Annotated in this window: 31 protein-coding genes and 3 riboswitches; of the genes, 18 read left to right on the top strand and 13 right to left on the bottom strand. The window is 40.4% G+C overall.

Features of this window, described 5'->3' with window-relative positions; genetic code table 11:
- Positions 1–237 precede the first annotated feature (237 nt).
- The 4 genes from J7E52_RS16935 to J7E52_RS16950 all read right to left on the bottom strand — a co-directional run bounded on the left by J7E52_RS16935 (position 238) and on the right by J7E52_RS16950 (position 4,222).
- Entirely contained in the window at positions 238–549 is a 312-nt protein-coding gene (locus J7E52_RS16935) for a rhodanese-like domain-containing protein (RefSeq protein ID WP_214748869.1), read from the bottom strand.
- 213 nt (positions 550–762) lie between these two features.
- On the bottom strand, positions 763–1,791 hold the full coding sequence (locus J7E52_RS16940) for an NADH:flavin oxidoreductase/NADH oxidase (RefSeq protein ID WP_214748872.1): 1,029 nt from the start codon (positions 1,789–1,791) through the stop codon (positions 763–765).
- 198 nt (positions 1,792–1,989) lie between these two features.
- Positions 1,990–2,832, bottom strand: coding sequence for an aldo/keto reductase (locus J7E52_RS16945; RefSeq protein ID WP_214748875.1), 843 nt, complete (start codon positions 2,830–2,832; stop codon positions 1,990–1,992).
- A 184-nt stretch (positions 2,833–3,016) separates the two neighbouring features.
- Positions 3,017–4,222 carry an MFS transporter gene (locus J7E52_RS16950; protein WP_286197822.1) on the bottom strand — a complete coding sequence of 402 codons (1,206 nt, stop codon included), beginning with the start codon at positions 4,220–4,222 and terminating at the stop codon, positions 3,017–3,019.
- A gap of 188 nt (positions 4,223–4,410) precedes the next feature.
- Here J7E52_RS16950 and J7E52_RS16955 point away from each other — a divergent pair, with 188 nt between their 5' ends.
- The 3 genes from J7E52_RS16955 to J7E52_RS16965 all read left to right on the top strand — a co-directional run bounded on the left by J7E52_RS16955 (position 4,411) and on the right by J7E52_RS16965 (position 6,461).
- Positions 4,411–4,782, top strand: a complete 372-nt coding sequence (locus J7E52_RS16955; RefSeq protein WP_034309370.1) for a winged helix-turn-helix transcriptional regulator — start codon at positions 4,411–4,413, stop codon at positions 4,780–4,782.
- Between the two features lie 191 nt (positions 4,783–4,973).
- Positions 4,974–5,279: a hypothetical protein gene (locus tag J7E52_RS16960; protein ID WP_214748878.1), complete on the top strand. Its 306-nt coding sequence runs from the start codon at positions 4,974–4,976 to the stop codon at positions 5,277–5,279.
- A gap of 30 nt (positions 5,280–5,309) precedes the next feature.
- Positions 5,310–6,461: a CAP domain-containing protein gene (locus J7E52_RS16965; RefSeq protein WP_309476901.1), complete on the top strand. Its 1,152-nt coding sequence runs from the start codon at positions 5,310–5,312 to the stop codon at positions 6,459–6,461.
- A 90-nt stretch (positions 6,462–6,551) separates the two neighbouring features.
- Here the strand turns inward: J7E52_RS16965 and J7E52_RS16970 are convergent, their stop codons facing one another.
- Positions 6,552–7,745 carry a nucleoside transporter C-terminal domain-containing protein gene (locus tag J7E52_RS16970; protein ID WP_214748884.1) on the bottom strand — a complete coding sequence of 398 codons (1,194 nt, stop codon included), beginning with the start codon at positions 7,743–7,745 and terminating at the stop codon, positions 6,552–6,554.
- Positions 7,746–7,911: 166 nt separating this feature from the next.
- Positions 7,912–8,012: riboswitch (purine riboswitch) on the bottom strand.
- A 255-nt stretch (positions 8,013–8,267) separates the two neighbouring features.
- Here J7E52_RS16970 and J7E52_RS16975 point away from each other — a divergent pair.
- Complete coding sequence (locus J7E52_RS16975; RefSeq protein WP_214748887.1) at positions 8,268–8,972, top strand: DUF421 domain-containing protein; 705 nt, start codon at positions 8,268–8,270, stop codon at positions 8,970–8,972.
- Positions 8,973–9,087: 115 nt separating this feature from the next.
- Here the strand turns inward: J7E52_RS16975 and J7E52_RS16980 are convergent, their stop codons facing one another.
- On the bottom strand, positions 9,088–9,834 hold the full coding sequence (locus J7E52_RS16980) for an alpha/beta hydrolase (protein WP_214748890.1): 747 nt from the start codon (positions 9,832–9,834) through the stop codon (positions 9,088–9,090).
- A 310-nt stretch (positions 9,835–10,144) separates the two neighbouring features.
- On the opposite strand from J7E52_RS16980, the gene J7E52_RS16985 reads away from it, so the two are divergent.
- On the top strand, positions 10,145–10,465 hold the full coding sequence (locus J7E52_RS16985; protein ID WP_214748892.1) for a PadR family transcriptional regulator: 321 nt from the start codon (positions 10,145–10,147) through the stop codon (positions 10,463–10,465).
- Between the two features lie 337 nt (positions 10,466–10,802).
- Here the strand turns inward: J7E52_RS16985 and J7E52_RS16990 are convergent, their stop codons facing one another.
- Both J7E52_RS16990 and J7E52_RS16995 read right to left on the bottom strand, forming a co-directional pair.
- Positions 10,803–10,952 carry a hypothetical protein gene (locus J7E52_RS16990; RefSeq protein WP_214748895.1) on the bottom strand — a complete coding sequence of 50 codons (150 nt, stop codon included), beginning with the start codon at positions 10,950–10,952 and terminating at the stop codon, positions 10,803–10,805.
- Between the two features lie 21 nt (positions 10,953–10,973).
- Positions 10,974–11,516, bottom strand: a complete 543-nt coding sequence (locus J7E52_RS16995; protein WP_148357495.1) for a VUT family protein — start codon at positions 11,514–11,516, stop codon at positions 10,974–10,976.
- A gap of 50 nt (positions 11,517–11,566) precedes the next feature.
- Positions 11,567–11,609: riboswitch (PreQ1 riboswitch) on the bottom strand.
- 251 nt (positions 11,610–11,860) lie between these two features.
- On the opposite strand from J7E52_RS16995, the gene J7E52_RS17000 reads away from it, so the two are divergent.
- Positions 11,861–12,343, top strand: coding sequence for an SRPBCC family protein (locus tag J7E52_RS17000; RefSeq protein WP_214748898.1), 483 nt, complete (start codon positions 11,861–11,863; stop codon positions 12,341–12,343).
- A 27-nt stretch (positions 12,344–12,370) separates the two neighbouring features.
- Positions 12,371–12,811, top strand: coding sequence for an SRPBCC family protein (locus J7E52_RS17005; protein WP_214749066.1), 441 nt, complete (start codon positions 12,371–12,373; stop codon positions 12,809–12,811).
- Between the two features lie 170 nt (positions 12,812–12,981).
- On the opposite strand, the gene J7E52_RS17010 is transcribed toward J7E52_RS17005, so the two are convergent.
- Together J7E52_RS17010 and J7E52_RS17015 are read right to left on the bottom strand one after the other, a co-directional pair.
- On the bottom strand, positions 12,982–13,953 hold the full coding sequence (locus J7E52_RS17010) for an HD domain-containing protein (protein ID WP_214748901.1): 972 nt from the start codon (positions 13,951–13,953) through the stop codon (positions 12,982–12,984).
- 46 nt (positions 13,954–13,999) lie between these two features.
- Positions 14,000–14,287 (bottom strand): hypothetical protein, encoded by a 288-nt coding sequence (locus tag J7E52_RS17015; protein WP_214748905.1) that lies wholly within the window; start codon positions 14,285–14,287, stop codon positions 14,000–14,002.
- Positions 14,288–14,575: 288 nt separating this feature from the next.
- Here J7E52_RS17015 and J7E52_RS17020 point away from each other — a divergent pair, with 288 nt between their 5' ends.
- On the top strand, positions 14,576–15,145 hold the full coding sequence (locus J7E52_RS17020; protein ID WP_214748908.1) for a TetR/AcrR family transcriptional regulator: 570 nt from the start codon (positions 14,576–14,578) through the stop codon (positions 15,143–15,145).
- 52 nt (positions 15,146–15,197) lie between these two features.
- Entirely contained in the window at positions 15,198–15,545 is a 348-nt protein-coding gene (locus J7E52_RS17025; RefSeq protein ID WP_214748910.1) for a DUF4260 domain-containing protein, read from the top strand.
- A gap of 62 nt (positions 15,546–15,607) precedes the next feature.
- Here J7E52_RS17025 and queE read toward each other — a convergent pair whose 3' ends face one another.
- From queE to queC, 3 genes are read right to left on the bottom strand one after another with little or no spacing between them, the layout of a single operon-like run.
- Entirely contained in the window at positions 15,608–16,336 is a 729-nt protein-coding gene (gene queE, locus J7E52_RS17030) for a 7-carboxy-7-deazaguanine synthase QueE (RefSeq protein WP_214748913.1), read from the bottom strand.
- Positions 16,329–16,799: a 6-carboxytetrahydropterin synthase QueD gene (gene queD / locus J7E52_RS17035; RefSeq protein WP_214749072.1), complete on the bottom strand. Its 471-nt coding sequence runs from the start codon at positions 16,797–16,799 to the stop codon at positions 16,329–16,331. The genes queE and queD overlap by 8 nt, the downstream gene beginning before the upstream one ends.
- On the bottom strand, positions 16,799–17,464 hold the full coding sequence (queC, locus tag J7E52_RS17040) for a 7-cyano-7-deazaguanine synthase QueC (RefSeq protein ID WP_214749069.1): 666 nt from the start codon (positions 17,462–17,464) through the stop codon (positions 16,799–16,801). The genes queD and queC overlap by 1 nt, the downstream gene beginning before the upstream one ends.
- A 55-nt stretch (positions 17,465–17,519) precedes the next feature.
- A riboswitch (PreQ1 riboswitch) is annotated at positions 17,520–17,562 on the bottom strand.
- A gap of 185 nt (positions 17,563–17,747) precedes the next feature.
- Here queC and J7E52_RS17045 point away from each other — a divergent pair.
- The 9 genes from J7E52_RS17045 to J7E52_RS17085 all read left to right on the top strand — a co-directional run bounded on the left by J7E52_RS17045 (position 17,748) and on the right by J7E52_RS17085 (position 25,976).
- A complete protein-coding gene (locus J7E52_RS17045; RefSeq protein ID WP_214748916.1) occupies positions 17,748–17,945 on the top strand; it encodes a hypothetical protein in 198 nt (65 codons plus the stop codon).
- 454 nt (positions 17,946–18,399) lie between these two features.
- A complete protein-coding gene (locus tag J7E52_RS17050; RefSeq protein ID WP_396020292.1) occupies positions 18,400–19,008 on the top strand; it encodes a methyl-accepting chemotaxis protein in 609 nt (202 codons plus the stop codon).
- Positions 19,009–19,447: 439 nt separating this feature from the next.
- Positions 19,448–19,663 carry a hypothetical protein gene (locus J7E52_RS17055; protein WP_063232584.1) on the top strand — a complete coding sequence of 72 codons (216 nt, stop codon included), beginning with the start codon at positions 19,448–19,450 and terminating at the stop codon, positions 19,661–19,663.
- Positions 19,664–20,449: 786 nt separating this feature from the next.
- Positions 20,450–21,631, top strand: a complete 1,182-nt coding sequence (gene pgsB / locus J7E52_RS17060) for a poly-gamma-glutamate synthase PgsB (RefSeq protein ID WP_214748922.1) — start codon at positions 20,450–20,452, stop codon at positions 21,629–21,631.
- A gap of 15 nt (positions 21,632–21,646) precedes the next feature.
- Positions 21,647–22,096: a poly-gamma-glutamate biosynthesis protein PgsC gene (gene pgsC / locus J7E52_RS17065; RefSeq protein WP_048687555.1), complete on the top strand. Its 450-nt coding sequence runs from the start codon at positions 21,647–21,649 to the stop codon at positions 22,094–22,096.
- A gap of 10 nt (positions 22,097–22,106) precedes the next feature.
- Positions 22,107–23,390, top strand: coding sequence for a CapA family protein (locus J7E52_RS17070; protein WP_214748925.1), 1,284 nt, complete (start codon positions 22,107–22,109; stop codon positions 23,388–23,390).
- Between the two features lie 69 nt (positions 23,391–23,459).
- Positions 23,460–25,043, top strand: a complete 1,584-nt coding sequence (locus J7E52_RS17075; RefSeq protein WP_214748928.1) for a gamma-glutamyltransferase family protein — start codon at positions 23,460–23,462, stop codon at positions 25,041–25,043.
- Between the two features lie 69 nt (positions 25,044–25,112).
- Positions 25,113–25,262: a CapE family protein gene (locus tag J7E52_RS17080; protein ID WP_214749078.1), complete on the top strand. Its 150-nt coding sequence runs from the start codon at positions 25,113–25,115 to the stop codon at positions 25,260–25,262.
- A gap of 84 nt (positions 25,263–25,346) precedes the next feature.
- A complete protein-coding gene (locus J7E52_RS17085; protein ID WP_214748931.1) occupies positions 25,347–25,976 on the top strand; it encodes a poly-gamma-glutamate hydrolase family protein in 630 nt (209 codons plus the stop codon).
- The last annotated feature ends 3 nt before the right edge of the window (positions 25,977–25,979 follow it).

The raw sequence follows: 25,979 nt of genomic DNA on the forward strand, positions 1-25,979 counted from the left end.
CAGATTTCAACACCCTAATTTTAACATATTTTGCATTCCCGTCAGGAGAGGTCCAAATAGAAAAAAAAAGAGACCTTTCATTATGAAAGGTCTCTTTTTACGCCTTCAAATATGCGCGTCTTTCCGCATATTCGCGGCATTTTGAACAAACCATGATCTTTTTTCTTTCTTCATTCAAATAAACCGTCACATTCTTGGATTTACGCTTACAAAAGTAACAGGTCTTTTTGAAGAACTTCACTTAACGATGACTTCGCCGTCCCATTCAAGCATTCCGCCAACCATGTTTGCCACTTTATATCCTTGTTCCTGAAGATAATGGCATACATTTTCACTGCGGCGTCCTGAACGGCAGATAAAAATATATTCTTTTTCTTTATCAAAATAGTCGAGGTTTGCCGGGATATCATTCATGCGAATATGTTTCGCGCCTTCGATCATTCCCTCTTGCACTTCTTCGTCTTCACGAACATCGACAAGTTCCAACGCTTCTCCTGCCTCAAGCTTAGCTTCCACTTCTTCAGTTGTAATGATTTTGATTTCTTCCATAATTAGCACCTCGAATTATCGTTTGATTTATCTTTTACATTATAGCAAAATTTCCAGTTAAACATCACCTAATGGACTTCCTGATTTAATTTCCCTCATATCAAGATACCAAAATGAACGAATATAATTGGCGATGATCGCTCTAAAGTCACAATGGAGCCTGAATGTAAAAACGCCGGCGAATATTATTCGCCGGCGTTTTAAAAATCCGTTTCAATGCTTGAATCCCAGTTGATATTGTTCAGGGATCTCCGTTTTTTTATTCAAAGCTTTAGATGCTTCAAGTGCCCAATAAGGGTTTCGCAGCATTCCTCTGCCGACGGCAACCAAATCGGCTTCTTCATTACCAATGATTGAATTTGCAAGAATCGGATCATCTAATCGACCTACAGCAATCACCGGAATATCCAAAGCTTTTTTGATTTCCCTGGCCAACGGAGTTTGATAGCTAGCATGCGTACCAGGCCTTCCGTCTGCTCCAATCGGGCCTTCTCCTCCGGAGCTTACATGGAACATATCGACGCCCGCTTCTTTAAAAACTTGTGAAAAGGCAATGCTTTCTTCAATACCATATCCGCCTTCAACGTATTCTTTTGCAGAAATGCGCATGATTAAAGGCATGTCGGCAGGCATTTCGCTTTTCACTGCTTTAATGACTTCCACTCCGAATTTAGTCAGATCTTTTCCATATTCGTCATCACGTTTATTCGTAAGCGGTGATGTGAATTGATGGATTAAATATCCGTGTGCGCCATGTAATTCAATTACGTCAAATCCTGCTTGAACAGCCCTTCTGGCCGATGCCCGGAATTTATCGACCATTTCCTTCACTTCTTCCGTTTCTAAAGCTCTTGGTGTTTTGTACGTTTCGTCAAACGCAATGGCTGATGGTGCCACCGGAGTTTCGGCATCCTCCGCTTTACGGCCTGCATGGGCAATTTGTATCCCGATTTTTGCACCGTATTGATGTACTTCCTTAACGATGTTGGAGAAAGCTCCAATTTGGTCGTCGGACCATAATCCAAGATCACGATTCGAAATGCGCCCATCAGGCTCCACATCGGTCATTTCCACTATAATTAGCCCCGTGCCGCCAACTGCCCTGCTTACATAATGCTGCTGATGCCAGTTTGTTGGTATACCATCTTCCGCTTCGACGGAGTATTGGCACATCGGCGGCATGACGATCCTATTTTTAAGTTCAAGTTCTTTTATGCGATAAGGTGAAAATAAATCATTCATAATTTTTTATCTCCTTTTTATATAATGCATGCACATGCATTTATATCATCTCACTAATTCCGTGTCAACTAATCAGATTCCCGAAGCTGTCATTGTAAACGCTAACGTCATTGGTACACCATTTCCATCCCACCGATGCGGAAATCCAATAAAAAAAGAGAAAGACGGATACCCCCCGTCCCTCTCCTTCCTACGTGATTAAAAGTCGAAATTATCAGGATCTGGACCAACACGGTGATTCTGGTTCAATCCATCAATTTGGTTCATTTCTTCTTCAGTCAATTCGAAATCGAATATAGATGAATTTTCTACAATACGATGTTCTTTAGTGGATTTTGGAATCGTTACAATCCCATGTTGTAAATCCCAGCGCAAAATGACTTGTGCAACAGATTTGCCATGCTTGGTCGCAATTGCTTGTAAAACTTCATTATCCAGAAGTTCACCTTGCATCAAAGGAGACCATGCTTCAAGTTGTATTCCTTGTTCCTTACAAAATGCCTGAACTTCTTTTTGAGTTAATCGCGGATGGCATTCCACTTGATTGACCATCGGCTTCACTTCGGCATCCTCCATTAAATCTTTAAGATGGTGAATCTGGAAATTGCTCACACCGATCGCCTTTACTTTTCCTTCTTTATAAAGGGTTTCCAACGCTCTCCAGGCTTCTTTATATTTTCCTTCCACTGGCCAATGGATAAGATATAAATCCAGGTACTCCAAGCCAAGTTTCTTTAAGCTTTTTTCGTAAGCCGCAATTGCCGACTCATATCCCAAATCGGCATTCCAGACTTTTGATGTTACGAATAAATCTTCCCTTGGGATTCCAGCTTCTTTTAAGCCCTCACGGATCCCTTGGCCGACCCCTTCTTCATTTTCATAAATGGCAGCGGTATCGATACTGCGATAACCATGTTTAATGGCGACTTTAACTGCATTTACCAGCTCCGGTCCTTCTTCCACCTTAAATACGCCCAATCCGAACCAAGGCATTTTGACGCCGTTATGCAACGTAGTTGTATCTTGTAAATTTTTCACCATTATCACTCTACCTCCAAATTTTTTCTTCATTGTTTTTATAGATTGTAATGCGCTTTTAGTATCAGTATCATTACATCCCTTCAAAGAACCTTGCATCATTCGCTGAAGGGATGCAATGATACTTATGTTATTGATACTCTAAACGCATAGCATGCTTTTTCTAACATGCATCACTTTTTCATTCCTATGCTATTTTGTCAGTTCCCTTGGTACGGTCTTTACTTTCCAAGGCCCTGCTCCATCCTGTTAAAATCACTGCTGCAAACACCATGATTCCACCTATCCACGCTGTATGGATCAGTCCGATCGAATCCGTAATCACCCCACCTAAGTAGGCACCAATGGCGATTCCTGCATTGAAGGCCGCAATATTGATGGCGGACGCCACGTCCACTGCACTCGGCACGAAACGCTCCGCTAACATGACGACATACACTTGAAGCCCCGGAACATTCATGAATGCAAACAATCCCATTAAAATGATCGTAATTAAACCAGCTATCTTAAACGGTGCTGTGAAAGTCAACACGACAAGTACAATGGCCTGAATAAGAAACATATAGAATAGGGCATTAATAGGATTGCGATTGGCAAACTTCCCGCCAAGGGTATTTCCTATTGCTATGGCTACTCCATATATTAGCAAAATCAAGGCCACAGTGCCTTCTTTAAACCCTGTCACTTCCTGAAGTAATGGCGACAGGTACGTGAAGACAACGAATGTACCTCCATATCCTAACGCTGTAATGATGAATACTAGCAGCAAACGGCCATTCGTCACCAATTTGATTTGGTCACGGAAAGTGGTCCGTGCAGCCTTTCTTAAATCGGATGGGACGAGGATGCCGTTTCCGATGAAAGCAATCAAGCCGATTGCCACAATAATGATGAAAGCGAATCTCCAGCCGAATTGCTGACCGATGAAGGTTCCAAAGGGAACTCCGGTCACCGTTGCCACCGTCAGACCTGTAAACATGATGGCGATGGCACTCGCCCTGCGGTTTTCAGGGACCAAATCAGCCGCAATAGTAGCGCCGATTGACATGAAGATACCATGTGCAAGTGCTGAAATGACACGTGCGATCAATAATACACCGACCGTGGTCGCAGAAGCCGCTAATGCATTTCCGGCAATGAACACGACCATGATCCAAAGCAATAAAGTCTTTCGCGACATATTTGATGTCAGGGAAGTCAGGATAGGTGCCCCGAACATGACCCCCAAGGCGTATAAGGATACCGTCAATCCCGCCGTCGTCACTGTAATGTGTAAATCTTTAGAAATGAGTGGTAATAATCCCACGCTGATGAACTCTGTTGTTCCAATCGCAAAGGCACTGATCGCTAAAGCCAGCAATGCCCATGAACTTCTATTCTTATTTGAAATCATATCCTCTTCTCCTTCTTGTCATTTTGTACTATCATTGAAATTGCCTTAGCAACTTTTTTTACAAATGGTACAGTGGAATTCGGTGTGCAAATGTTATTATGAGATATAATAGGAATAAAAAACAGTACGTACTTTAAAGTGATATAGGTACCTTTTAGTACCTATAAAATAAGGAGGGTATCCAAGACATGCAAAAAAAGAAATACAATATATCAGTTGAAGCAACACTGGAAGTTATGGGCGGAAAGTGGAAATGCGTAATCCTCTGCCATCTGACTCACGGAAAAAAGCGGACTAGTGAATTGAAGCGCCTTATGCCGAACATCACCCAAAAAATGTTGACCCAACAATTGAGGGAGTTGGAAAAGGACGAAGTCATCAATCGGATCGTTTACAACCAAGTCCCCCCAAAAGTGGAATATGAATTAAGTGAGTATGGACAAAGCCTGGAAAGTATCCTATCCGCACTATGTACGTGGGGGGAAAATCACATAACCAGAGTGTATGGAGATAAGTTTTCCGTTCTCGAGGAAAGTGTATTGAATGATCAATTGAAGTAATTCCAAACAAAAAAGATTAGCTCGAAGTGGCTAATCTTTTTTTGTTTATAAGGCAGTAATAAATTTCACCATCGTAAGAGGCACGTGTTGTTTTATCCCCCTTTCTTTTTGGTATAATATGTAATAACACACCATTAAAATTTTTTATTTTTTAAACGAAGAAGTATAATGGTGAAACCAAGGAGTGACATATGAGGGTCTTATTAGAATTGATACGCATCATATTAATATTCGGGATAGCCGGAACAATCATTTCGGCCATCGTAAACGGCATATATATAACCATGGGAGTGAATCAGTATGGCTGGCTAGGAGCGATTGCGATACTGCTTTTATTATTCGTCTGGTACAGAAATAAACTTCAGTTCAGTGGCTGGTATTCGGGAAAAGGGAAGGAAAAGCTTCCGAAAATGTCCTCACAAATACTCATTCTGTGTTCACTATTTTTGTTATGTGCCCCACCTGTTTTAAGTGTGGTGCCGATGATTTTTCATTAAACGGGATTCTAGATCCTGGATAGAGCAGGAGTGAACGATTTGCGGAAATTGTTTAATATTGTGGTCCTCATACTCCTACTCTCTGGATTATGGTATGGATATGGTAAAGATATTCAGGAGTCTGGATTCAAAGCGGGGGCTGATGCCTTTGCATCAGATGTTCGTTCCTTTATAAACGGGCCCGAGGTTTCGGTTGCCTTGGAAAAACTGAGTACTGGAGTCAGCAGCCTGATTGGCTCGCTTACGGAAACATTGGATAACGCTTCTGAAAAAGAATCGCAGGAAACGGAAAAAGTGAAAAAGCCAGCACTGGAAGCACCTGCAGATGCCTCCTTTTCAGTCCGTAATATCGAAATTGGCGACACGAAGGATGATGTAGAAAAATTGGCAGGTGAAGCTCAGCGGAATACGCGGAATGAATATGGCGTAGACTGGTTCGCCTATCACGAAAATTATCAAAACTTCTTCATGGTTGCCTACGATAACAACAATAAAGTTGTTGGTTTATATACGAACCAAGATTTGATTTCCTCAAAGGAAGGCATTAAACGCGGCACTCCCAAAGAAACCGTGACCGGGAAAATGGGGGAGCCTGTAACAAAACTGCTTAAAGGAAACGTCTATTACCAGATTCGAAGTGACAGCGGCGAATACGATATGTTTGAAATGGATAATAGCTATGTGACCATTTTTTATGACAAGCATGAGAAAAATACTGTCACGGCAATCCAAATCATCGACGCAAAACTCGAAAAGCAAAAGAGCGGCTATTTTGCAGAAGCCGGTCCCGGATTAAAGAAGGGCTTTGAATATCAATTATTCGATTTGACCAATGCATCACGGGTCAATCATGATCTCTCAGTGCTTTCATGGGATAAACAAGTGAAGGTCACTGCACAGGATCATAGTGCAGATATGGCCGTGAATCAATACTTCAACCATACAAACCGTGAAGGTGAATCCCCTTTCGACCGGATGGAAGAGGACAAAATCAATTTTCGAATGGCGGGGGAAAACCTGGCTGCCGGTCAGAATAGCAGTATCTTTGCCCATGAAGGTCTAATGAATTCCATTGGACACAGGGAAAACAAATTACAGAAGGATTTTGAAGCGCTCGGTGTCGGAGTTGCCTTCGATGAAGAAGATAAACCATATTATACGGAGAACTATTTGTCGAAATGAACCAAAAAGCTGTGCATGGGAAAATCCTGCACAGCTTTTTTCATACAAGAAAGGACATCCATTTATAAGAATGGATGCCCATGTTTTAAATCACCAAACGAATAATCCAACGACCATGGCACTTAGCAAGGAAACAGCCATGCCGCTAACCAGCAGTTTCCAAACATTCCTTCCGATAATGTTCGATTTCTCATCATTGAGGATGGAATTGAATGTTCCATAAATCATGCCTACTGTACTGAAGTTTGCAAATGACGTCAAATAAGTGACAGCCACAGCGACTGTATGCGGAGACAATGTACTGACTTTATCTTTTAAATCGAGCAAGGCAACGAACTCATTTGTGGCAAGCTTGATTCCCATCAATTGAGCGACGTACATGGCATCATGTCCAGATAGTCCAAGCAGGAATGCAAATGGGCTAAAAATGACAGAGAAAATCTTCTGAATGGTCAAGCCATCCACAAAGAAACCGAAAATGCCGTTTACGCTGGCCGTTAACGCCACATAGCCGATAACCATTGCCATGATGACGAAGACCATTTTGGCCCCAACCAGCATACTGTTGGAAATGGTGGAAAAGAAATCTTTACGTTCCTCTTTAGAAGGTACATAAACGACGTCTTCCTCTTTGCTGACGTCGACGGGATTCAGCATGTTAGCTATCAGCAAGGCATTTAAGCAATTCAAAGGTATCGCTACAAAAACATAGGTTGCCGGTACCATGGACAGGTAGGCTCCAATGATTGAACCACTGATGCTGCTCATGCTCATGATTCCAAATGTCAATAGACGCTGATCCTTAATCGCACTGAGCTGCATGCGGAGAACGGCAAGTGCCTCGGTATTCCCAAGGAACATCATCTGAATAGAAAAGAAACTCTCAAGTTTTGGCAAACCGGATACTTTTGAGATGAGCCATCCCACTTTATCAATGATCCAAGTAAGTATACCGAAATACGATAAAACATCAAAAAACGTGATAATGAAGATAATTGGCATCAATGCGCTGAAAAAGAAATCCACTTGTTCATTTGCCATGAGTGAAGGAAAAACAAAAGAAATCCCTTCATTTGCACATTCAATCAACCAGGTGAAGAATGAAGCGATCAGATTGATGACCCACGCCCCTATTTTAGTCGACAACATGAACCATGTGATAAGCAATTCAAGAACCAGCAAGGTAAGAATCGCTTTCCACTTAACGTTCCTTTTATTAGGTGAACAAAGATAAACGATGCCCATTACAACTAAAACACCTAGTATATTCAATAAGAAATACATGCTTTCATCCCCTTTGGCTATATCATTTCCCATTCGTTTTTTTTATATAAAAAGCCCTCACCTTTTTACACTTTCAGCCGCAGGAAGAAAGTGTGAAAAAGTAAGAGCCCTCATTCAAACATGTTATATGGATCACAAGCGAACCATCATAAACGTGTTTCTCTCTTCTATTTTCATACTTCCTTGTAGTCCGGCATTACGGCTGCCAGGTAGAAACTATCAGACCATCGTCACTGATATTATACAAGGATATTTTTAAAATAAATTTCTTAGGAAAGATATCATTTTAAATCAGTTTATTTTTAATTACAATACGTTTTAAAGTTGTTATATTAATATAAATTTTTTGAAAACAGTTAAGAAAGTCTCAGAAGGACCGATGTTGGGTAATACTTAAGAAGGAGTTGGCTTAAACTATAAACGGCCCCATCTAAAGAGGACTTAAATAAGCTTCCCAGTTGCTTCAATTCATCATACTGACCATTACATCTCCTTTACAGGAAATAAGGACGTGAATTTTTTGTGGACTTTTTTAATAGCCAGGAAACTCTTACTGCCATTCAGTGGACTTTAAGAGCCATTATATCCTTCTTCTTTTTACTTTTTTCGGTTAAATTGATGGGGCAGCGGTCCATTTCGCAGTTAAGGTTACTTGATTTTATAATGGCCTTAATTATTGGGAACATTCTTGCCCACCCTTTATCTGATGAACAGTTAGGTTTGAAGGGCTCAATGATTACGACCTTTGTATTAGTGATTTTATATATAATTAGTGTGTTTACAAGTCTTAAGTGGGGCAAACTCCGAAGGTTTTTTGACTCCGACCCCTTTCCACTTATCGAAAATGGACAAATCATTTACAAAAGCTTAGCAAGGGCCCGAATCTCCATCGATGTTTTATTATCGGAATTAAGAAAAGAAAAAGTCGAAGATATTCAAAAAGTATCCCTCGCACTATGGGAACCGGGTGGTACCATTTCATTGTTTTTATATCCTCAATATGAAGCAGTAACCCCAGCAGATATGCACCTAGCAACAAATGCCTTCGCTTTTCCTAAAACGATCATTAAAGAAGGAAAGATTGATTCTAAAGAATTAAATCGGGGCGGTAAAGACGAAGCATGGCTGAAAAACAGAATCAAAATAACATATAATGCCGACGTGAACGAGATTTTATTAGCAACTCTTGATAATAACGATAACTTAAAGGTCTTTTTCTACAAATAGATACTTAAGAACACTTTGGAGCCAAAATAAAATCCCCTCAAGCATTGTGTCAAGCCTACATATGAATGTAGGCTTTTTACACGTTCAGCTTAAAGGGGATTTATGAACTCGCTTATTACTCCGACCAATTCAGTGTATTTAAGAATTTATAAACATCCTCATACACCTGCTCACGTTCCTTGCCCAATGTGATAATATGACCAGATTTTTCATACCAGATCAAGTGTTTATGCTGCGTATCGACTTCATTGAAAATCGCTGTAGCACTTTCCGTATAGTCGGGATCATCCAAACGCCCTTGTAAAACAAGAGTTGGTGATGTGATCAAATCTAAATTTTCACCTGTCTCATTTATAATATTCAACACATCTTTTAGTTGAGGCATAGGCTCTTCTTCAAGCAGCTTCACTTCTGAAGCAATTTGGTCTGCATCTTTGCCCTCAAACTTCTTATAAGCCTGTGCATAATTGAGCAAGCGGTTCTTTTGACGATCGATACTTTTTCCTTGCGTCGGAGCGCACATTGAAACAACCCCTGTTACAGGCAATTCAATTCCCACTTTTAATGAGAAAACTCCTCCTAAAGAAATTCCTACAACGGCAATTTCCTCATAGCCTTCCTCTTTAAGGAATTGATAACCATCAACTACGTCTTTCCACCATTCCTTTGGACCTGTTTTAGCAAGTTCCTCGGCTGATACTCCGTGCCCACTATAAAGAGGTCCGTGGCAAGTATAGTCGAGATCATTCAAGTATTTCCCTAATTTCTTCATATCTCCTGTACTTCCGGTAAACCCGTGAAGTAAAAGAACAGCTCTTTTTCCACCTCTGTATGTGAATGACTCAGGTGCTTTCACTTTCATCTAACTAGGACCTTCTTTCTTTGCTCTTGTTGATAAATAGAATCTAAATGATTTTCAAAAAAAAATCAATTAATACCCCTTGAGTAGGGATTCTTCTATCCTATTCCGTATTTTCATTAAAACAATTAAATCATGTATATAGTATACTTACCACACTCTTCACAACTAATCCGTTCCGAAGCACATTTTACTATGATTAAAATTATTTAGCAATCGTCATTTAACCATTTTTTTTAAGAAAAGTAAAATGCACCTTGTGATACGATGTACAACGTATTACACTTTAAAAATGAAAAGGAGGAGAATTTATTTGGATAAAGAATTAATGAAGGGAAGCATTGACCTCCTTTTGCTTTCACTTCTTTCACAAAAAAAGCTATACGGCTATGAAATCACGAAGATCTTGAAGGAAATGAGCATGGGAAAATATCAAATAAGTGAAGGCACCCTCTACTCCGCCCTTAAACGGTTAGAAAAAAAAGAATTCATAAAAGGCCATTGGAAAGAGTCCGAATCAGCCCGCAGGAAATATTATCATGTCACCGATAATGGACAAACCGAACTTGAACGGAAACGAGAATGCTTTTTTTTCCTCGAAAAATTAGTTCGGAAAAGCACAGAGCAATTCTAAACAAAATAAAAAGCTCCCGCACCCAATAATGGAATGGTGCAGGAAGCTTTTTTTGCTGTTCGTAAGATGGGGCTGCACTCATGACTTCGCGCCGTTTACTCGTGAATTTGGGCCATTCACTCGTTAATTTTACACTTTGCTCGTGAATTCGTGCTGCACTCATGATTTTGCGCTGTTTACTCGTGAATTTCGCACTTTTACTCGTGAGTTTAGGCTATTTACTCGTGAAATTGGGCCATTTACTCGTGAATTTTGCACTTTTACTCGTGAATTCGCACCACACTCATGATTTTGCACGTGAACTTTTGCGTTACTCCAATCCACGCAAAAAAAGGACCTAATTTGGTCCTTTTTTGTCTATTCCTTTATGTTTGCGATAATTGGCGCAGGAGAGTTTCATACATTCCCCTTGAACATGCGGGCCATATTTTTCACGAAAGGACTCGAGGCAATAGCATTTATCTTCTTCTTTTTTGGTTCCATCCATCGAGTGCATCCCTCCTTGCATTTAACTGGAGACTACACGTTTCTCCAGTTCTACGTTGATTCGTCCCAAAAGTACGGCGCCGATTGACTGAATGATGGTTTTAACGATGATTTGGCCGATAACCGCAGCGGGTACTGCTTCCCATGGCAATATATTGGCACCAAGTGGACTTAGGCCAATCACGACAAATATCACCGAATCGAAAAATCCCCCAACGATCCCGCTATAAAACACCCTCCAACTCATCGGGAGCTTTAAACGGGTATAAATTTCCGTGTCCGCTGTTTCTGCGACCATGAACGATAAGGCGGAAGCAAATACAATCAATAACGTATCCCCTAATAAGAATGATACACACGCAGATAAAATAAGTGCAGTGACGATACATATATAGGTCTTTGCGCGGCCGAATTTATTCTGGACCAGATCTCGGAAGATGAAGGTTCCCCCGATGAGCAATGTACCCATCGGAATGATGAACATGCCAAAGTGTAATGGTGCAAAAGCTGCTGTAACCACATTCGCCGTGATGATGGATACTAAATACAATAAAATTCTTAACATTTCTTAATTCTCCTTATACAGAAAAAACAGCACCCTAAGAAAGAGCACTGTTCTCCTTAGTTTTTTTGAGAGGGTAGCTAGAACCTCTTCCGCCGGGCGGATTATCATTTTCCTTATTTATCGTAGCTTGAAAGCGATTAGAAATCAAGAAGTTTCCATATGGCCGATTTTCTGCACGGGAATGATGAATCCGGTATTAGCAATGCACTTTCAAATCTTCTTCTTTGCACCCGATTTCTGTCGCAGAAAACTGCTTGACCGGCAGCATATGAAAAACGGACAATCATTGATAGAGTTATGTTACGATCTTGATATGAGGTATAAACGCGGGGAGGAAAAAAATTATGAAAGAAACAACGTTTGTCTATCCTATTTATATCGCAACCACACCAGAGAAGCTTTGGGAAGCACTGACGAATGGTGAAATCACGAAGAAATATCACTTTGGATGCCAAGTCCAGTCTGACTGGCAAGAAGGTTCAAGCGTCAAATATTTGCTGGAAGATGGGCGTATTACTGATCATGGTAATGTACATAAGTGTGAGCCGTTGCACCTGCTCTCGTATACATGGAACATGGCGGTAGACGAAACATCTCGCGAGTATCCTACTCGGGTCACTTTTGTCCTGCAGCCTATGGACGATTCCACAGTGAAGTTAACGCTTAAGCATGAGGAGCTTTTGGAGACCGATTTCGTATATGATGACAATACCTTTAAAGGCTTGAATAATGGATGGCGGGCAATTTTAAGTAACCTGAAGAGCTTGCTTGAAACTGGACGGACCCTGCCGCCAATATCAGTAGATTGGGATAGCGGAAAACTATAAAAACAAATCGAAAGAGAGTTGATAGTGATGGATACTCAAATAATTACGAAATTTAAGATAGTCAAGCCAGCTAAAGAAGTGTTTGAAGCCATAGTGAACCCTGAAAAAATCGGGAATTTTTGGTTCTCATCGAGTTCTGCAAGATGGGAACAAGGCAGGACGCTTACATTGAGATACAACGAATACGATGCTGACGTGGGTATTAATGTATTGGAAGTCGAGGAAAATAGGAAGATCGTGTTTTCATGGGGAGAGAATAATCAAGAAACGGTTGTTACAATTAGACTAAAAGAATTGGATAAAACGAGTACAATTATTGAAGTAAACGAATCAGGTTTGAGTGAGGACGACCCTGAAATAATAAACAAAATGATCGGACAAAAAGAAGGTTGGGTTTATACATTAACCTGTTTAAAGGGTTATTTAGAAAATGGCGTTAATACTTTGAGAGCATCAATAATTTTTTAATTCTTAAAGGGTGCTGGTTCAGATTTAGAAAGATCACTAATGTTTAAGCATGGTGTGTAAGTCTATAAAAAACAACTAATTTTTACGGGAGAAGACTTTGATGTTTCCGATAAAAAACTCAAGGATAACACCCTTGAGTTTTTGACTTTCCGTATGGTTTGACACGGCATTCAATCGGAAATCACTTTTAGATACATGCCCTTCGAAGCTTTTTTAAAGGCTTCACTTCCCATTTTCTTGACTTTTTCTGATAAACTGGATGCTCTTACTAATTGGGTTCCTTGAATAACGGAAGGATCTATCAGGCGCATTTTATTTTTCCGATGTATATCGTTGTCCACTTGATCTTCTTTCACCTTTACGTTACCATGGATCCGTTTTAACAGATTTTGTACTTCATGGTCTTCAGTGAAGCTTAACAAGGACATGACCTCTTCATCTGTACCGAGTAGGTCATCAAGGCTAATCAGTTTTTTAGCCAAAGCCAGTTTTAAGGTCTTTGCCAAGATATCATAGCCATATATATTAAGTGGGTTCATGAAAAAATCAATAACTTCGCTGTAATACGTTTTCACAAACCATTCCGCCGATTCAATATTATCCAGATACATCCTTCCATTTATTATAATTACATGGTCTAGAAATTCATTAATGGATTCGATTGTGATATGGCCATATTGATACATATCCCGGAGAGTATAATCTACACGATCCGCACATAACTCAGGTGCTGGCTGTTCAAGCAATTCCCATTTTGATTGAAAAATAACATTCAAATCATATCCATATTCCTTCAGTATTAATGGGATTTCGGATTCCATAATGACTTGATCATATATCTTTTCATGATAATCTTCATCCTTACAATCCAGAACAAAATCAATGACATGTGAAAATGCAGTGTGGGATACGTCATGCAGTAAGCCCGCGATTTGTTCCTCTAATGAACCGCCAAGAGCTTTTATTAAAAGCATCACACCTATTGAATGGTCAAATCGTGTAACATTCCACTTCTCATTAACTAAATAACTTGCCCCGCCTTGATGTATCCCCTTCAATCTTTGGACCGGTTTGCTTACTATCAGCTCTGAAAGAATTCCCTCTACAATGTGTTTCCCATAGATACTATCCAAAACTATCAATAACTGCCGCCTCCCCCATTAGTTTACTCATTACAGGTAGGTGATTTTACTGGTTTTCTTCTGTAAAAATTATTTCCCCCTTTTCACTTTGCTCATATTGCTTTTTTGCCAATTTTATTATTTCCTCTTCATCATTCAAATCGATATCACCTGGATTGACCTCACCTTCTAAGGTTATCATTTCATGTATTATTACCTGATCTCGTTGATCCACTTTAATAAAGTCTTCTACAGGTTTTGTTTTATCTTTATACGGTTTAGTGAATAAAAAATAGCCGGTCAAGATTATGATAATTGATCCCAAAATACCCAATTTCTTTTTCAATTTATTCATCCCCTCCAAAGTTTTGCCAATACCCTTATAATACCATATAAGGGTATATATAGTATAAAATGAGTCAAGCGCATATATAGTTGGTTCCTTTTTTCTGTTACAGGACATTCATATTTCCTCTGATTTCACGCTTTTAAAATAGCTGTAAATTCAAATACCTGTTACATTAAATGGTAAACCCTTACTCAAAAAACACTACTATATCAGATGATCTAATAATTGACATATGGAAAATCAGTGAGTTATCATCCTAATTAACCAATGGTCAATAAGTAAGGAGGTGACAAGATGTCGCCAAGGAAATCTGCAGGTAAGGAATTATCCAGGGACGTGGTGTTGAATGAAGCTAGAAACCTTTTTGCAACGGTAGGTTATTCGAATGTCTCAATGAGGCAATTGGCTAAATCATTGGATTGCAGCCACGGAGCCATTTATTATCATTTTAAAAATAAGGCAGAAATATTTTATAGTTTGGTGAAAACGGATTTTTCCGTTTTAAATACTTTAATCGATGATATCATCATGTCGGAAAATGACCCTTCTGTAAAAATGGAAAAGATTTTATTGTGCTTCTTGGAGTTCGGTTTAACCCAACAGAATCATTATTCCATCATGTTTTTATCCAAGGAAAAAGAAATTCAGCAGTTACTTCAATTTGATTCTAATAAAACATACGAAAAGCTAATCCAGTCCCTGACGAACTTAACGGACAACAAATTGAATCCTGCATCCATATGGTCGATTTTTCTTTCTCTTCACGGATTCATAACTTTTTATATTAATTCTGAACTAACTTATCAAGATGTAAAAGGCTTAGCTTATTTTCATGTAAAAAATATCATCAGAAACATCATATAATTTTTTTGAACATTATTGACCATTGATCAAATAAACTTTTGGAGGTTTTAAAATGGTAAAGAAATTCCTTCATATTGAAGGACTCATGGTCCTTTTAGCGGTGATTTACATCTATTCGTTATATGAATTCAGCTGGTGGATTTTCCTTTTATTGATTTTGTCTCCTGATGTTTCCATGCTGGCTTATCTGATCAATGATCGGATTGGAGCAAAGGTTTATAACTTATTTCATACTTATACCCTGTCCATCTTCATGATTTTGCTTGCCATTTTTCTAAAGTCGGATGCATTGATGATGATTGGTTTAATTTGGACCGCGCATATTGGAATGGATCGCTTATTTGGGTATGGCCTTAAATACACATCATCCTTTAAAGCTACACACATTCAAAGGCTGTAATAAGCTTTCCACATGTAAAAGGCAGTGTGATTAGCATCACACTGCCTCCTGCTCTCTTTTCTTTATACGCCCCGCTTGTTTCCCCATATATAGGTATGCAGCTGGGGCAGCACTTTCACATCATTCAATTCATCATCCGCTATCACTTTATCAATTAACTCTTCGTACTTCTTCAAAAGACCGCTGATCAATTGACGATCATCCGCCGTCCTGCTGTCGTCATTGCCGACCTGCAGATAAAAAGGAATTTCCGGGTAACGCCCATGTACATGTTTGGCATATTGATAATCTTCCTCGTTAAAGACGACGATCTTCAAAGAGACATGGTTTTCAGGATTTCGATTGGCAAGGTTCGAGATGATTTGATCGAGCACCGTAAAGTCCGTGTTCATTCCAGAGCTCGGCGGCTTAGGTGAAATAGTCAGTTCATCAATATCGAGAAACCAATCCTGCCATCGGCTCCCTTGTGTTTCGACACCTATTTTCATTTTATTTTCATGTAGGATCGCTATCAAGCCGTTTAGGTTTTTCAGCAGAGCCGGGTTTCCGCCTGATATCGTCACGAAGGAAAAACCGGAACCCCCAATTCGCTTCAGTTCATCCCATATTTCTTCGGCAGTCATCTGGACGGTATCTTCCTTACCGGTGCCATCCCAAGTAAATGCGGAATCACACCAAGCACAGGAATAATCACAGCCGGCCGTCCGTACGAACATGGTTTTTTGACCAATGACCATTCCCTCACCTTGGATGGTCGGTCCGAAGATTTCCATAACCGGGAGTTTACTCACTTTCCATCCACTCCCGTCTGGCTTCGGCATAACTCGTCGGCGTTTCGTAAAGTCGAACAAATTCGACTCTAGCACCCTCATATTCTTTAAATGAAAGGGCTTCGGCCATTTTTTCATAAATCCAGACAACCATATTTTCAGCTGTTGTATTCATGAGCGGCAGGGTTTCATTCAAATAACGATGATCCAGGTGAATTTCAATTTCATTTTTCCATATATCCTTGATGTCCCCAAAATCTATCATCAACCCGCGTGAATCCGTATACCCGCTCAATCCGAAAATGACCTTATACGTGTGGCCATGCAGGTTCTTGCATTTCCCTTCATAGTCATGCAGATGGTGTGCTGCGTCAAAGGTGAATTCCTTACTCACGAGAACCCTCTTGTTTGTATACTTCAATTGGCTGCGCTGAATATCTTCATCTATTTTTTGGAGTTTATCCACTATCTTAAAACCGTACATCATGAAAGCACCTTCCGTCTGCTTACATAGTCATCCAGTCCTTTTTTCCTCAGATTACATGCCGGACATTCTCCACAGCCGTCGGATATGATTCCGTTATAGCAAGTCAGGGTCTTTTCGCGGACAAAGTCGAACGCGCCTAGCTGATCCGCAAGCTCCCATGTTTCCTCTTTATTAAGCCACATTAGCGGCGTATCAATCACGAAGGACTGGTCCATCGACAAGTTCAAGGTCACATTCAATGATTTAATGAATACATCGCGGCAGTCCGGATATCCGCTGAAATCAGTTTCACAGACACCGGTGACAATATGTTTAGCGCCAATCTGACTCGCCAGCACTCCGGCAAACGAAAGGAACAGCAAATTCCTCCCTGGTACGAACGTCGACGGCAATTCCCCGTCTTCTCCATCCGCCACCGCAATATCACTTCTCGTCAGCGCATTTGGTGCCAGTTGGTTCAGCAGCGACATGTCAAGGATGTGATGGTTCACGCCCAATTCCTTGGCAATGTTTTGAGCACATTCGATTTCCAAGCTATGCCGCTGATTATAATCGAACGTCACCGCTTCCACTTCCTCAAATCTCTCCAATGCCCAGAACAGGCACGTCGTACTGTCCTGACCTCCGCTAAACACAACCACTGCCTTTTCTTTCTTCTTCATTTCTATAAAACTCCTTTTTACGGAAAAAAACAGCACCCTAAGAATAGAGCACTGTTTCTCCTTAGTTTTTTTGAGAGGGTAGCTAGAACCTCTTCCGCCTTAACGCGGAATATTATATTTTTCCAAGTCAATAGTAACTTGAAAACGATAAGAAATCAAGATGTTTATATTAAGAGAACATTAGATCTGATGGAAAATTTGGTTAACTTTTCATTGCTTAAAAATCCCTTTATTTATCCGATAAAACAGTGTGAATAAAATATCGATAAAGGGGTCCATTAATTTGAAAAGCATTAAAGCAAAGGTATTGGTGGCATTTTCACTCATCATATCTTTATGTGTCATCTTAGGAGCATTCAACATTTATAGCAGCAACAAGTCGCTGGTATATTCCCAGGATATCATCGAAAAGGAACTTCCGCTTCTTATCCAAGACGAAAAGCTTCTATATAACTTAGCACAAAGAACCGCATTCGCCTGAGCCTATATTCTATATGGTGACGAGAGTTATAAAGAAAGATTCTTACAATATACTGAAGAAAGCCAGGTCATCCAGGAGGATCTTCTGACCTTAAGCGATTCTGATAAAGCGAAGGAATTGACCTTAGAAAAGCGTGGATTGGAGGACGATGATTGTAGACCGGGTGTTTACACAATATGAAAAAGGAAATGAAGAACGCGCTAAAGAGATACTCAAAAATGAAGTTGCGCCAATCAGCAATGAAGTAATGGAGGATTTCAAGGAGCTTGGCTTCGGAACGCGAGGAACTGAGTCACAAGCCAACCGGGCAGCTGAAATGGTTCGCATCATGGATGATTTCACCGGCAGGATCGAGCTGGCCCACCTAGAAGGTGTGGATGTATCTAAAGGTTCAACCGAAATCCTTTCCTTGACCAAGGAGGGCATCACTTTAATGCGCAGCTCGGTCCAACAGATGCAAAGTATTGATGGGATTATCAAAAATGCCGTAGAGCAAGTGAAAGGGCTCGATTCTCAATCACAGCAAATTTCGCAGCTTGTGCAGGTCATCAAGGATATATCCAATCAAACCAATCTATTGGCGCTGAATGCAGCCATAGAAGCCGCTCGTGCCGGTGAACATGGCAAGGGCTTTGCCGCCGTCGCCGATGAAGTGCGGAAACTCGCTGAAGAGGTCACACACTCCGTTGGGGATATCACCAATATTGTCTCCGCCATTCAAACAGGTTCAAAAACAGTCGTCCACCACTCCCTGGAAGATGGTTATACACAAGTGGATGAAGGCACGAAACAGATCACGCTCACAGGCCGAACCTTTGAAACAATCAATCACTCTGTCGGGAATATGGAAATGAAAATACAGCATATTACGGACGAATTGAACTATATCTCCACAAATAGAAAACAATCAATCAGGCTATCGAAGATATCGCAGCCGTTTCTGAAGAGTCCGCGGCAGGAATCGAACAAGTCTCCGCCTCCGCACAGCAATCCAGCTCTTCGATGGATGAAATTACGAATCATGCCAGTGAACTTGTGTATCTTCGGCAGAACTGCTGACTGAACAGGTTAAGAAATTCCAATTATGACACTAGCAATTTCCCGTTAAAAGGGTTGTTTCATTTTCATATATTTGGGGAATAAATAACTATATACAATAATAAACCATTAAAAAGCAAATCTATGAAAAGCGGCTGGAAGTGAATATTTTCCTTTGTTTTCAGAATATTTAGTGTATAATGAATATAAGGAATATTTTAACTGAAATAATCATTGCTTCCAATACCCGCTTTCTGCAAATCCCGACATTCCCTTTCAACACCATGCACAGGTACTTATACTCAGCAAGGATCCATTGCATGCTTTCTCTCGAATCAAACTGTTCACAACTTTATTCACACAAAAACACGATTCCCACTCCAAATTTTTTAAAAAGGTTAAATCTCACTAATGATATGTTACTATTAAACCAAGACCTTTTAACCCCATAAGGAGGAATTCATATGAAACGTTTTTTCAAATTCATAACAGATTTTAACGAAAGAAAAGCACTGGAACGGGAAACCGAAGAATTCTTTCGCAAAGAATACGAAAATTATATGAAGATGAATCCTGACAATCAAGGAAAAAGAAGGAGATTAGCTCCTAGACTTTATGTGATTGATGGCGGTAAAAAGGGGTCCAACCTTGAGATTTCTGACAGAAAGAAATCCAGTTAAACTGATTCCTTCGATAATTAGCTACCCATGCTGCAGCTCAAGACCCACAAACGTTAAATCTTCATGATGAACGGAGATTCGTGACCATTCCATTCATTTACAATATATAAGCCGAAAGCTCAGAAATGCTCTGAGCTTTTTTTATTTTTCATTCTTCTATAAACACTATAACTATAGAAGAAACTAGGTATTTTTTTAAAAAAATGGGTTAACTTTAGTTTATTTCATGTTTCAGGTAAAAGATCAAATAGTCCCGTGGGTATTCTCTGAGAAAAAACCTGAAAATATAAAAAAAAAGAGATGTGTTCTTTTACTCATCTTTGTCCAAATTCAAAAGAGTTCAACTAATTGAGTCAATAGATGCAATATCTTACATTGAATGACAAATGCATAAATATTGTTAAGTTTATGTCGAACAATGGGTATAAACAATTATTAAACTGTAATAAACGTCACTTTTAAAAACCAAATATTATTCAAATACAGCCATTAAGAATCAGGTTCAAATGCTCATGAAACTACTTTGATTCTGACCAAAATGGGTCTTTATTAAACTTTCCATAATTTAGTGTAAATAAACCGGGGATTCCCTCGATTTTCAGCCATATCTTTGTACTCATAAAACAAATTTTCCCATTAGATACTATTACACTCCAATATACATTTATTTGAAAAAGCTAATAATAACTATATTACGATAGAATAATTGGCTCTTGCCTATTAAGTTTAAAATCATGTAGTGTGTATTCAGTAATTCAAATATTTGAAAAAAAGAGAGGTTAAAAAATGGCACCAATATTTATTTGTGCGATCTTTTTGCTTGGCTATGGCATTTTTGAACAAAAACGCCATCAGAAGCGTCTCGACTCCATCCCGGTACGTGTGAATGTGAATGGGATTCGAGGGAAATCGACTGTAACGCGTCTAATTACAGGTGTGATCCAGGAAGCTAAATACAAAACAGTAGGTAAAACAACCGGAACATCAGCAAGAATGATCTATTGGTTTACCGACAAGGAAAAACCGATTGTACGCCGCCCGGAAGGACCCAACATAGGAGAACAACGGCGTGTAATTAAAGAAGTTGCCGATTTAGGCACCGAAGCGCTGGTTTGTGAATGCATGGCCGTACAGCCTGACTATCAACTAATCTTCCAAAACAAAATGATCCAAGCAAACATTGGGGTCATCGTGAATGTATTGGAAGACCATATGGATGTCATGGGACCGACTTTGGATGAGGTTGCTGAAGCCTTCACTGCTACCATACCCTATAATGGTCACTTAATAACCATTGAAAGTGAATATTTGGATTTTTTCAAACAAATTGCCAAAGAACGCAACACAAAAGTGATTGTTGCAGACAATTCAAGAATTTCGGAAGAATTTCTACGCGAATTTGACTATATGGTATTTCCGGATAATGCATCACTGGCATTGGCCGTTGCGGAAGCTTTGGGCATTGATGAAAAAACAGCATTTCGCGGCATGTTGAATGCGCATCCCGATCCAGGTGCCATGCGGATCACCAAATTCGGAGATCCCATCCAGCCGACTTTCTTTGTCAATGGCTTTGCTGCAAATGACGCGTCATCGACGCTTAACATCTGGGAACGTGTCAATACGTTCGGATACAGCACAGAACCTCCTATCGTCATCATGAATTGCCGTCCCGACCGTGTGGACCGTACCGAACAGTTTGCTAGAGATGTATTGCCTTACATAAAATCTGAAATCGTCATTTCCATTGGTGAAACCACATCACCAATCACTCGGGCATTCGAGCAAGGTCAATTGGATACAAAAGAATATTGGGATTTAGAAAACTGGTCAACTGAAGAAATCGTGGCCCGCCTCCGCCCATTGATGAAAAATCGCATCGTCTACGGTGTCGGGAATATTCACGGTGCAGCGGAACCATTAATTGAAGCATTCATGAAATCTAAAACAAAGCAAAAAGCGAGTTAAGTAGGAGGAACCTTAATGTTTGGATCGGATTTATATGTAGCCCTAGTACTGGGAGTAACGCTTAGCCTTATATTTTCAGAAAAGACGGGTGTCGTACCCGCAGGACTTATCGTGCCAGGTTATTTGGCATTGGTATTTGACCAATGGGAAATCATGCTGACCATCCTGATCATTAGTGTCGTAACTTATTTGATCGTCACTCACGGCCTTTCAAGATGGGTGATTTTATATGGAAGAAGAAAATTCGCAGCCATGATGGTGACCGGGATTTGCTTGAAACTCCTATTGGACTTAGTCTACCCTGTCATGCCATTTGAAATATTCGAGTTTCGGGGAATCGGTATAATCGTACCCGGATTGATAGCGAATACCATACAAAGACAAGGAATGCCATTGACACTTGGCAGCACGCTTTTATTATCCGGCTTGACTTTCGGTTTAATGAACGTGTACTACCTATTCTGAGGTGCAAAAAATGAAACGGACTTTAAATGCAAAAGAAAAAACACTTATCTTTATTAAACGCACGAAGAAAAAGAATCTTAAATACACTGGAATCATACTACCTATATTACTAATCGCTTTAGTCATTACCACTTGGATGGGACGGGCTGAGGAAGTGAAAACAACCGCTTCAAAATCCGATCAGCCATTGACGATGACAATGGTCGGTGATGTGATGATGGGACGTTATGTTGAAGAAGTGACGGAAAAGCACGGGTATGAATACCTCTTCCGTTATATGAAGCCCTATTTTGCCGATTCAGACTATGTCAGTGGGAATTATGAACATACCGCTTTAAAAGAAGAGGTATCTAACTACAAGGAAGCAGATACGCCCATCCATTTAAACTCCAATACTAGCAGTGTGGAAGCCGTTAAAGATGCTGGCTTCTCTGTAATGTCTTTGGCCAATAACCATATGATGGACTATGAAGAACAAGGACTTCTAGATACGATTGATGAATTCAAAAGTGCGGATATGCACTATGTCGGTGTTGGATCGAACACTACGGAAGCTAAAAATAGTATCGACTATGCGGATGTTAATGGCGTACGTGTCGCAACACTTGGCTTCACAGATGTTTACGGTAAGGATGCCGTGTCAAAAAGTGATAAAGCCGGACTATTGAACTCCAACCCTGATTTATTATTTGAAATGATCGGCAAAGCAAGGGATGCCAAGCAAGGCAACGCAGACTTGGTTGTGGTGAATATGCACTGGGGACAAGAATATTCAACATCTACAACCGCCCGGCAAACAGACTTGGCTAAAGCTATCATCGATGCTGGGGCTGACATCATCATCGGCCATCACCCCCACGTGCTTCAATCGTTTGATGTGTATAAAGATGGAATCATTTTCTATAGCTTGGGAAATTTCATATTCGATCAAGGCTGGACACGCACAAAGGATTCAGCCATGGTTCAATACCATTTAGCGGAAGACGGAAAAGCTACAATCGATGTCGTCCCACTGCAAATTGAAGAAGCAACACCAAGGCCAGCTACCTCTTCAATCGACAAATCACGTGTTTACCGCCAGTTGACGAAGGAAACGAGTGAAAACGTCCACTGGTCGAAAAAAGAGGATCGCATCGAGATTACCATGAATCACAAGAAAGTAATCGACCATAAGGCACAACGTGAGCAAGAAGAAAAAGCAGCGAAGGCAGCAAAGGCAGCAAAGGAAAAGAAAGCTGCACAAGAGAAAAAGGCAGCACAAGCTATACAACAGGACATGCAGCCCATTCAGTAAGGATCGATTGGATACTACTATGTGAAAAGAGAAACAACTTGGAAGCTCAACGAGAAGGGGGAATAATCGATGATCAACCGTATGACTGGAAAAATATTCATTTCGCTTTGCGTGCTCATATATTTAGCTGGATGTTCGAAGACACCCCCTATTTCTGACACGAATGATCCGATAGAGAGTAAAACGGAACAATCATACGGGGTCAGTTCTTCAAATCCAATCGCAATAGATGTCGGGATGGATATATTGGAAAACGGCGGAACGGCGGCGGATGCCGCCATTGCGGTATCTTATGTATTAGGTGTAGTTGAACCTTATGGATCTGGAGTGGGTGGCGGCGGCGGTATGCTGATTGCACCGGAATCCGGCGATCCAAATTTTATCGATTATCGTGAATCCTCTCCGGAAGACCCAAGTTCAAGGCACGATACAGGGATTCCTGGCTTAGTGGCCGGCATGCAGGTTATAAGTGATAAGTATGGGAGCGTACCAATGGCTGATCTTCTTCAGCCGGCGATAGATTTGGCTGAAGGTGGATTTGAAGTCGACGAATCGTTATCATCACGCTTAGAAGCAGCTCAGCCAAGGATATCTTCCGATGGGACTTCACTTTTTTATCCTGATGGTGATGCCATTGAACCAGGCAAAACCCTCGTCCAGGAAAGACTTGCTGAAACATTGAAGCAGATTCAACAGGAAGGCCCTGATGGCTTTTATAAAGGGGAAATTGCACGGGATATTAAAAGAGAATCAGATATCGACTTGATGGATTTAAAGCGCTATGAGGTGAAAGAACGTAAGCCGGTCCAAGGAACATTTGCCGGTTATGATGTTTTTACCGCCCCTCCACCCTTTTCAGGAATTACAGTTCTTGAAATGTTAAAGCTAGCCGAGGAAATGAACCTAGGTGATTCTTCAAGCAAATCAGCTTATATGAAAGTCCTGGGGGGCATCACAGATACTGCTTATCAAGATCGGACCGACCACATTGGAGATGGAATAAGTCACTCTAAGGCGGAAAAATTGCTCTCCCCCATTCACTTGGATAATCTTAAAAGTAAGATCAAAAGTGAAAAATGGGAAGATAAAGAATCGAATGGCTCCGAAGAACATGAAAGTACGACACACTTTGTGATCATGGACAAGTATGGCACTGTCGTTTCCACAACAAATACGCTCAGTAACTTTTTCGGATCTGGTGATTATACGAATGGATTTTTCCTTAATGATCAATTGAAAAATTTCCGGTCCGGCTTGAACTCTCAAGAGGCATATAAACGGTCAAGAACTTTCACCGCTCCTACCATTCTCAAGAAACCAGGGCAGGAATCGATTGGGATCGGCTCACCAGGCGGTGATAGGATTCCGCAAGTATTGATGCAGGTCCTTTATTCTTATACAGAGAATGAAGGCTCATTTCAGGATATCGTCGACCGTAATCGGTTCGTCTTTGATGGCAAGAAGATTTATACAGAATCCAGGCTTTCGGATGAAATAATATCCGAATTGGAAGATTCAGGATATGAAGTCATTCAGAAGATTTCCCCCATGTATTATGGCGGGGTTCAAGTACTCGTTAAAAACGAGAAAAATGGACGATTATCCGGAGCTGGGGATAAAAGAAGAAATGGAAGCTGGAAAGCTCAGCAATAAACGAGCAATCCAGCCCCTCCTTTTCTAAATATCATATGAATTTTATCGATGTATAAGGGGATTTTGAATATGAATATCGTAAAAAGAATAACAAGCTGGGTTATACCCGTTTTTCTAATAGCAGCCCTGCTTGTGACCATGAATACGTTTAAACGGACAGAAACTTTAACACCCGACGAGCAAAAGAAAATAGAACAATATACGACTGTCGAAAAATAAAAAAAGCTGGGGGAACCCCGCTTTTTTTATTTTGCCGTCAACGGTATGGAAGATTAAAATACACCACAGATACGGAGGATAACTATGATTGAAAATAACTATACTGATTTTTTTGAACTGCAGCAAAATGAACAAGAATACCTTGATTACCGCATCATCGTTCATCACAGGAATCCTGATATTGCAGTTCTAGCCATACATGGCGGGAATATCGAACCGGGTACTAGCGAGATTGCAGCCGCACTTGGAGAGAGACTTTGTGCAAGCACCTATCTATTCGAAGGTCTTAAACCAAAGGGTAATCAGGTCCTCCATATAACATCCCGCTTGTTCAATGAACCGATCGGCGTTTCAATGGCAGCGAACGCACAGACCACCCTTTCCATCCATGGCCACTACGACGTACATAATGCGCTGGTTTACATTGGCGGAAGGAACGAACCCTATAAGAACCTGATTCAGCAATGCCTCAACAAATCTGGATTTCAAACTAATCATGCACCACAGCACCTTTCAGGCATGAAAGGAAACAACATCATCAACACATCCAAAACGGGTGCAGGCGTGCAATTGGAACTTTCCACAAAGCTTAGAAAAAGCTTTTTCAAAGGTGATGACTTTACCAGTAAGAACAGAGTCAATCACTGTGATCTTTTTAAACGGTTCGTTACTGCCATTGAAAAAGCGACTCATGAATATAAACGGATTGAATGATCT

Origin of the sequence: Bacillus sp. ISL-34 (assembly GCF_018613325.1) — a bacterium.
In the GTDB taxonomy this organism is placed as follows: Bacteria; Bacillota; Bacilli; order Bacillales; family DSM-1321; genus Peribacillus.